Here is a 9,787-nt window from a genome sequence, read left to right on the forward strand (position 1 = left end):
AGACAGGAGACAGGAGACGGGAGACGGGAGACAGCTATTAGGGATCGGATTTGAGTTTTCAGTTCACTGTTTCCTCACACCAGAAGTCTGACGGAGTAGTGGCTTAGATGTGTAATTAATTTTGCTTAGGTACTTAACTAATATGGAATTACGAGGGATAGAACGCAGTAAGGAAATTGGAGCGTTAGAAAACGGGTTTCTCCGAGAAACCATGAGAAAAGGGGTTTCTTCAAAAAAAACCGTTTTCTGGACTTGCCGATTGTTAATTTTTGTTCAACAGGGGTTGACAGTTCTCAAATTACTTAATACCATTCCGACAGGGGAAACCCTATTCCGTCGTGGGTGAGACGCAAAATCCAACAATCACAGGGTTGATGGTTGGTTTTCCTATAGTTCAACTTACCCTTACCAATTTGAGCAAATAAGGCAGCGCTAAATTATGAATACTAAATTAGCCATAAATTTATTAACAGAAGCTGGTAATAACTTAACGGTGACTTTGGCGGCTTTGGGGTTATTGGATAATGGGGAAACTATTAAGTCTCTCCAACAAAAAGTTGACCAAAGTATTAAGGCGGCGTTTGACAAGCAACTGCAACTTAGTAGTAAGTTGGATATTGCTGAGGGTAAGTTACAGGTTGCTGATGAGGCGCTGAGGTTGGCGGTAAGTCACAATACAACGGAACAAGAGCGTCTGTGGGAACTGAAAAAAGAACAGGGTCAGTTACAGATTGCGATTAAGAATTTGGAGGATAAAAAGAAGATTCTTGCTGATAATGGGAATGGAGATAAAGGGAAGATCAAGCAAGAAATAGAAACGATTAAAGGTAAGATTAATACAACAGATGCACAAATTAAAGACCTGACTCAGAAGATTACAGATGGATTAGCTTTAGTCGCTCGCTATGACAACTTAATTATTCAAGGGAATACCGCCCAAAATAATGCGAATTATCATAATCAATTTGTGCAGAGGTGGGATGTTGTCGGATATGAAAGTGGCAAAAGTGGCAAGAAAAAAGAAATCTATGGCTGGGTGACAAATCAAGAACAGGTTAACCTACGAGACGGTTATCAAAATCAAGCGAATCAGTTGAGAGCAGAAGCTAATAGTATTCAGGGTTCAGTTGATGATTTTAACAAGAATAAGTCTATTTTACAAGAGACGAAAGATAGTAAGAATAATGAGCTTTGGTTATTGTATCATGAATTGGATGCCAAGAATAATTTATTATCGTTTGTTGGTACAAGAAGTGATAATGAGTTAGCCTTAGTCAATCTGCAATTAGACCAAGGGAAGGAGGATTTACAGCAGTTAGAGAAAACGGAGATTCCCAGTCAGGAAAAAGCGGCGCAAGCTACTAATCTGAAGGTAACTCAAGCACAGTCAGACTTGGATAAGTTAAAGACTGATAAGCTATCAGCACAGAAAGATTTGGATAATTTTGTCAAGGATAATAAGGAGTTATTGACAACTGATTTATCTTTGGGTTTATTGAAGGATGCAATTACGAAAGTTCAAGATAAAATTACCAGTTTAAAAGGTGATTTAGCGAAACCGAATCAGTCGGCTACGACAATTAAGGGATTGAATGAAGCTATTGCTGTTGAGCAAGGTAAGTTAGGACAATTAAAGCAGCAGTATCAGTTGTTGGGATTGGAAGCGCTAGAAATCAATCAGGGACGATTGGATTCGTTTAATCAGCAACAAGCGACAGAAACTTCGGTTAATGATGCGGTGAAACTTGACACGATTGAGGGATATGTGGTTTTGCTTCCTCAGTTGGTACAGCAGATGACGGGGTTGAGTGATGTTTGGGGGGAAAATCTGAAGCAGAATCATGGTTTTACGGTGGAGGTTAATAATTTATTCGAGAATAATTTGACTGCTTTTGATGGTTTGACCAAGTATATTGGGGATAAGTTTGCTGTTCCCTATAGCGATTATTCGCTGAATAAGATACAGTTAGATGAGGCGATCGCAATTCAGGATACCCAGGTTAAGTATCGGGATGCTTTGGCGCAGGCGGTGGATGATTTAGGGGAAAATATTGCGCTTCAGAAGAAGGCGGTTGAGCAAGCAGACGCGCTTTCTGGGAAGTTAAATCATGTTCGGAATTTGATGAAGTATGAGAAAGGTTATGCAACCAGGGGGAATGTTAAGTTCATAGGAGAGGGTCCCAGTTGGGCTGGACTAATTGACTCTCTAAATACAGAAGTCTCATACAAACTAAACGACTTGACCGACCAGATTGATTTGACAAATAATGAGCAAGAACAATGGATAGAGCTAAACCTGAAAAACTATATTGAAACAGTAAAGATAGGGATTTTTCGCAAGAATGCAACAGAGGGATGGATTAGTCAAGATAAATATCCTCGCTTTCTTGCTGATATTAATGGCGACAGTAAAGCGGACATTATTGGTTTTGGCTGGAGAATCACTTATACATCCCTAGCGAATGACGACAACTCTTACCGAGATATCAGACTACAAAGTAATGTCTTTTCATCGAAATATTCCTTGTCTGGCAAAGACAACTGGCGAAGTCAGACCTCTACTCCCCGACAGGTAGCTGATATTAATGGAGATGGGAAAGCAGATATTGTCGCATTTGGTGATGACGCTGTCTATACTGCATTATCTAATGGTGATGGCACATTCAGTGACTCTCAAATTGGAATAAATAATTTCTTCAATAGTTTAGCGGGATGGACAAGTCAAGACACTTATCCACGTTATTTGGCGGATATTGACGGAAATGGAACAGCCGATATCGTCGGTTTTGGCCATGATACCGTCTTTATTTCTTTTTCTCGTGGTGACGGTACATTTAGCCCCCCTACTGTTACAGCCAATAATTTTTACACCGCAGGAGGAGGATGGACAAGCCAGGACAGTTATCCTCGCCAATTGGCAGATATCAATGGAGATGGAAAAGCAGATATTGTAGGCTTTGGTCGCCATGCTGTCTTTACCTCTTTTTCCAATGGTGACGGTACATTTACTGCTCCTAAAATCGCGACATATCGTTTTTCACAAGGAGGTGGAGGATGGTCTAGTGACAATACATTTCCTCGCCAGTTAGCCGATATCAATGGAGATGGGAAAGCGGATATTGTAGGCTTTGGAAATGAAGCTGTTTTTTCCGCGTTATCGAATGGGGATGGCACCTTTGGAAAACATCTCGGCGACGAAACCGTTGCCATAGTAACGTTTTCTATTGTAGGAGGAGGTTGGTCAAACTACAATACATATCCTCGCCAGTTGGCGGATATTAACGGAGATGGGAAAGCGGATATTGTGGGATTTGGGGGTGATGCTGTATATGCAAGTTTATCAAAAGGTGATGGCACTTTCAGCAAAGACTACACCAGGGTAGATGCTAGTTTCTTTGGCACAACAGGAGCAGGAGTTGCTGCACTTTCAGAGGGCGGAGTAATTGATGGACTTCAAAAACTCCGCCTAGAAACCGCATATTTAACACTGCAAGCTGAAAAAGATCCAGATAAATTACAGAAATATTTGCAGCAATATCAGTCTCTTGTAACCGAAGCAAATACATCCCTCGAAAACATCCGTACCCAATATTACCCCGAATTAAACCAAGCCAATACCCTTGCCAACCTGCAACAACAAATCAACAAAGAAATCGGCGACTCTGAAAAACAAATCGCCGACCTTCAATCAGAAATCACCCGCAAAAAATCCGAATCTGCCGCCGTCCTTTCCCAAGCTACTTGGTACGAAGAACAAGCCGCTACTCATTGGCAACTCAGCCGTAAAGCCGGTCCCACTTGGACAGAACAACGTCAAGAAAAAGGCAAATCAGGCAAGAGTAAAACTGTTACCATCACCCATGTTGACCACAATTGGATAATTTGGGACACCTACAGCAAACAAGCCGTTAGTCTTCGGGAATACTCTGCTAATCTCCTCAAAGGAGTTCAAACCGATACCACTAACCAAAACACCGCCAGCGAAATCCTCAAACAATGGCAGGCTGCTAATGCAGTTGCTGACGAAACCTCCCTCACCCAAGCCCAACTCACCACCCTTCTCAACCAACTCGACGCACAATTCAAACTCAACGCTGATAAAAAACAACAGATAGCTGACTGGGAAAAACTCCTCCCCACCCTGCAAATTCAACTCGACCAAGCTATCAAAAACGCAAAAACTGCCCAAAATAATGTCAGCAAAGAATGGACAGAATATCAAACTAGCCAAAAAACCTATCAAAACGCCCTCGCCGATGTCCTTCCCCGTCGCGTTGAACTAAACATTCAGGGACAACAACTCCTGCAAGAAATCAACGCTGTTCAGACTTGGGTTAACCAACAAAACACCCTCCTAACTGAAGAAATCACCCAGGTTGAAACCCTCATTACCCAACTCAAAACCCAACAGAACAAAATTCCCACCAACCTCCCAGAAAATCAATCTCTCACCCTCAAAACCCTCATCGACCAATCATCCAACCTCCTCACCCAAAAACAAATCGTCCTCAGCGCCCAACAAGCCACCTTCCTACAAAAAACAACCCTCCTCAATACTCAGAAAAAAGTTATTGAGACTCAGTATCAACTTCTTGATGCTTATTTAGAAAATCCCGACAACGACACCAGTAATCTTGAAAAACTCCTCACTGATACCCAGAAAACGCTCGCCGAAGTTCAAAAACTAGCCGAACAAGCTGAAGCCAGCAGCAACGCTATAACCGCCCTCATGGATGACGTTCAAGCCTCCCTACTGCTGCAAAACGACAAATATCTCAGCGCCATTAAAGACAAACAACAAACCTTACAAGACTTAGTAAAAGCTACTGAACTCAAAGAAAATTACACCCTCCAAGCTACCGAAAAACAAATCCAACTCAACGGACTACAAACCCAACTAATTGACCTGCTGAAAAAAGCCAATGATGCGGGAAGCAAAGAAGCCGCTAAACTCCTAGAAGTTGCCAAATATAACGACTTTGCTACCGTTGCGGAACTCTATCAACGAGACTATCGAGATTTAGCTAACGATAAAGGCGGTAGTAGTAGCAAAGGAATTGCCCGTCCCGAAGACTTGCAACTGGCGGATTATTATTACAATGAAATGGTGAAATATCGGCAACTGAAAACAGAAGCCGAACAACAAATTGCTGAATTTACCCAAATTCGTACCCTCGCCGAAAGCCAAATCACCGCTATCCAACAACAGCAGGGACTCGCCGCCGAAGAATTGGCACAACTCAACAAAAGTATTGGCAACTCCCAAGAACAGATTGATGCCAAACAAGAAGAACTCGCCATTGCCCAATTCCGTATTGATGCCCTCAGTCAAATTCGCAACTGGACAGAACAAACTGTAGCCCAATTATTATTAGTTGAAAAACTCAACTTTGCCCAGGCAAAATTAGAACAAGATATTGCAAGCAATCGCCAATATCTCATCGACGATGCGGTTAAAGCTCAACTCGACAAACAGCGATTAGATATAGAACGAGATCGTCAAATAGCCATCACCAAACTCGAACAACTCAACCAGATTAAAACGGAAGAAGCCTTACAAACTGCAATTAATAACTTGCGGTCTGACTTAGGCGCAAATCCCCTCGAAGAGATTATCAAACAAGCCGACTACAAAGGCGAACTAGCCGGAATCCTCGCCGATTTAGACGCATTCAAACAGCGCCAACCTAACTTACCCCAAGACATCAAAACCTTATTAACCGCAACTACCCAGGATATTCACACAGCTTTACAAGGTAAAGAAGCCAAAACCATTCAGGATAACTTGCTCAAAACTGCCACCGCTTTAGTTGATCAATCTAATAAACTAAACGCTGAAGTTGCCAAATTAGATCAAGAAGAACAGAAATATATAGCCTTACTCAAGCAATCGGAAACTAACCTGCAAAGCGCGACTAAATCTCTCTATGATGAGATTAAAAATGGTCAAGTATCAGAACAAGAAAAAGCCTTAATTAATGCGAAGAATTTAGAGATTCTGTATAAAATTGGCTATGCTCAAGGCGCAGTTGATTTATCTAGCGAATTAGCTAAACAATCAAAAACAATTCTTGAACAGATTCTTCAGGGAAGGATTCAGGAAAGAAAAGCGAGAAAGAAAGCTTTTGTCAATGAAATTATTGGCACTGTTACCTTAGTTATTAGTGCTGCTTCAGCAGTCCTCACTGCTGGCGCATCATTAGGAATCAACGCCGCTTTAGGGTTATCAGCCGGAACAATTTCTTCGATTACCGCCACTCTTAATACCATCACCACATCCCTGGGCGTCTTGCAAGCCGCCTATAATGGAGATTGGTCAACCGCTATTTTTCGAGCCGGTTTATCCCTGGCTGGCAGTTTAGGAGATATAGCAGGGCTTTCGCCGCAAACAGTAACCGCCCTCAAAACCTCAATTAATAGTGCTTATGTTGCCTATAAAGGGGGAGACTCTATCGCTGTTTTACTCAGTGCCATTCAAGGAGTAGGGGCAATCGCAGCAGATGGAATTGATTTGAGCGATTTATCTAAAGTCTCAGATGCAAAAACTCTTTTAATCACAGCTTCCCAGATTTCAACAGTAGTTCACAGTGGTATTCAAGCCATTGAAAATGGGGATGTTTTAAAAGGTATTCAAGCCCTTGGACAAGCATTAGGAACAATCAGTAAAAACTTTAGCTTGGGGTTAGAAGAAGTAGCCAAACAGCAATTAGAAGAATTAACTGGGCTGGGCTGGGAGAAGCTTAATAAGATTATTGATTTGGGCGGTAATGCCTACAATGCGATTAAGAATGAAGATTGGAGTGATTTGGTAAAAGCCATTGGCGGCACGATTAAGATTATTGATGAAGATTTCGCCTCAGAAGCTGAACAACAGGGAAGGAAAGCCCTGCAAGACTTAACCGGATTAACCTGGGATGACTTTGAGACACTGACAAAAGCATCACAATCTCTCAGGGTAGCTATTAAAACCAAAAATATTGCCGATATTTCTGCCTCCTTGAACCAAATAGCTAACGTTTGGATTGATGACAAAACTCTCAATCAGAAACTGGTTAGTAACTTAAGCTTAGACTGGCAAGATTTAACAGATATTGCCCAGACCATAGATACTGTCATCCCTGCAATTCGAGATGGCAACACCGAAAATTGGGTAAATGCCACCGATAAACTCTTAAATATCTGGGAAAAAAATCCCAGCTTACAGCAACAGTTAAAAGACAAAGCTAAACTGGAATGGACAGAATTTAAACAACTGGTTGCCATTGGACAAACCGTAGCAACTGCTGTTGATCAATCCAGCATTAATAGTTGGGTTGATGCCCTCAAAACTACGCTTGATTGGGCATTAAAAGAAAACTCTTTTGATAACAATAAAGTCAAGCAAATTATCAATCTTGCCAACCAAAAAAATGATACAGCAAGTTGGGTAAAAGCAGTTGATGAACTGTTAGGAGTCGCCAAAGATGCCACCGCTTTACGCAATAAACTGGGAGGAATCACAGGAGTAAAATGGGAAGACTTCAAACAAGTTATTAATTCAGGACAGGCGATTGCTACCGCCATTGAAGACGGCAAATTTACTAATTGGCGAGATGCCCTTAAAACTACCTTAAATATTTGGGTTGACGATGCCACCCTCCAACAAAAAATTGAGACTACAACAGAATTAAAGTGGGAACAACTTACCCGCATCGGAAGCACTTATGAAGCCATTCGCAAAGCGGATAAAAAGGGAGATACCGCCAGTTGGTTGCAAGCGGCAGATCAGACTTTAACCTTATGGGAAAAAGATGCTACTCTTAAAAATAAAGTCAAAAACTTGACCGGATTAGATTGGCAAGGACTTAAAGATTTGGTAGCAGTGGGTAAAACCATTAATACAGCGATTGATCAAAAAACTTATGAAGCGTGGCGAAATGCCCTTAAACAAACTATTAATTTCTGGGTTAGCGATCAAAAATTAAATAAAAACCTGGAAAGTTTAACTGGCTTAAACTGGGAGCAACTTGATAAAATTGGACAGGCGAGTGATGCACTATATCATACTTATGATAAAGTTAAACAAATAGTTGATGAAGCCGCCGCTAGTGATAGTTATAAAGATTGGCTTAAAGGCGTAAAAGATGTTTATAAACTTTGGAAAGATGATCCTATTTTACGCAAAAAAGTTACTGATGCTGGAAAAATTATTTGGAGCGAAGTAGAAGGCATCTTTAAGGTTGAAGATACCTTAGCACAACAAGATAAAGCAGCAACAGTTGAAGCAGCAATTCAGAAAACAGTAGATAGTGTAGAAAGTACGATTCAACAAAAACTAGAAAGTGCCATCGGCTTGTCATGGTCACAAGTAAAAGCAATTGCCAAATCTGGTGAAATTATTTTCAAGGCTATTGAGTCTAATACAACTGACCAATGGATTAAATCGAGTAACGCTATCTTAGACATTTGGCAAAAAGATACTGAATTACGCCAGATTCTTAAAGATCAATATAAAATTGACTGGAAAAATATAGAAGCAAGCGTTAAATCTGGTCAAAATATTGCTCAAGCAATTAAAGATAATACTGTTCAAAGCTGGGGGAGTGCCTTACAAAATATCCTCAATATTTGGTCAGCAACAGTTACATTGAACTCCCAACAAACAACCAAACTGCAACAAACTAATGATCTAATCAATCAAGTCAAAAATAACAATGATCCGCAAGCTTGGTTAACTGCAACTAATAAGGTTATCGATTTGTGGAAAAATGAGACAACCTGGCAAACCTATCTCGAACAAAATATTAAGTTATCTTGGCAGGATATTAGTAATAGTGTTCAATCTGGCCAAATTATTGCCTTAGAGCCAAATGGTTTAAAAGCCTGGGTTAATAACTTAAAAGGTGTCGTCTCAATTTGGAAATCAGACCAAGAGGTGAAAAATGCCTTAGAAAATGTCTCTGAATTTAATTGGCAATCTCTCAGCAACATTGTTAACTATAATGGTATTGTTGTTAGTAAAATTGCTGGTGACAATAAAGATAACAATCTTGTAGGTACAGCAGCCGATGAGTATCTTGAAGGAAAAGATGGCAATGATATCCTCACAGGAGGTGTTGGGAATGATACCCTCAATGGTGGTGCGGGAATCGATACTCTAATCGGTGGTTTAGGAAATGACACCTATCAAATTGATACTACTACCGATACCATCACCGAAAACGCCAACGAAGGGACAGATACCGTTGAATCTTCCGTAACTTATACCCTGGGGAATAACCTAGAAAACCTCACCCTAACTGGTAGTACGGATATTAAGGGGAGAGGTAACACCTTAAATAACACTATCACTGGCAATAGTGGTAACAATGCCCTCATAGGAGGTGCGGGGAATGATACCCTCACAGGAGGTGATGGAATTGATAACCTAAACGGTGGTTTAGGAGATGATAACTATCAAGTTGATACTACTACCGATACCATTACCGAAAACGCCAACGAAGGTACAGACACCGTTCAATCTTCGGTAACTTATACTCTTGGTAATAATCTAGAAAACCTCACCCTAACTGATAGTACAGCAATTAATGGTACAGGTAACGCTGCTAATAACATCCTGACGGGTAATAGTAGTCATAATACTCTCACAGGAGGTGCGGGGAATGATACCCTCACAGGAGGTGAGGGTATTGATACGCTAATCGGTGGTTTAGGAAATGATACCTATCAAATTGATACTACTACTGATACCATTACCGAAAACGCCAACGAAGGTACAGATACCGTTCAATCATCGGTTACTTATACC

The 9,787-nt window shown here is 40.9% G+C and carries 2 protein-coding genes; both read left to right on the forward strand.

The features are described from left to right. Nucleotides 1-142: 142 nt before the first annotated feature. Nucleotides 143-346, forward strand: a complete 204-nt coding sequence (locus tag IM500_RS12400) for a hypothetical protein (RefSeq protein WP_287738545.1) — start codon at nt 143-145, stop codon at nt 344-346. A 93-nt stretch (nt 347-439) separates the two neighbouring features. After that, nucleotides 440-9,787 (forward strand): FG-GAP-like repeat-containing protein (locus tag IM500_RS12405; RefSeq protein ID WP_287738547.1); only part of this gene is annotated, 9,348 nt, incomplete at its 3' end.

The organism is Microcystis sp. M179S2 (assembly GCF_020245805.1).
Taxonomy (GTDB): Bacteria; Cyanobacteriota; Cyanobacteriia; order Cyanobacteriales; family Microcystaceae; genus Microcystis; species Microcystis aeruginosa.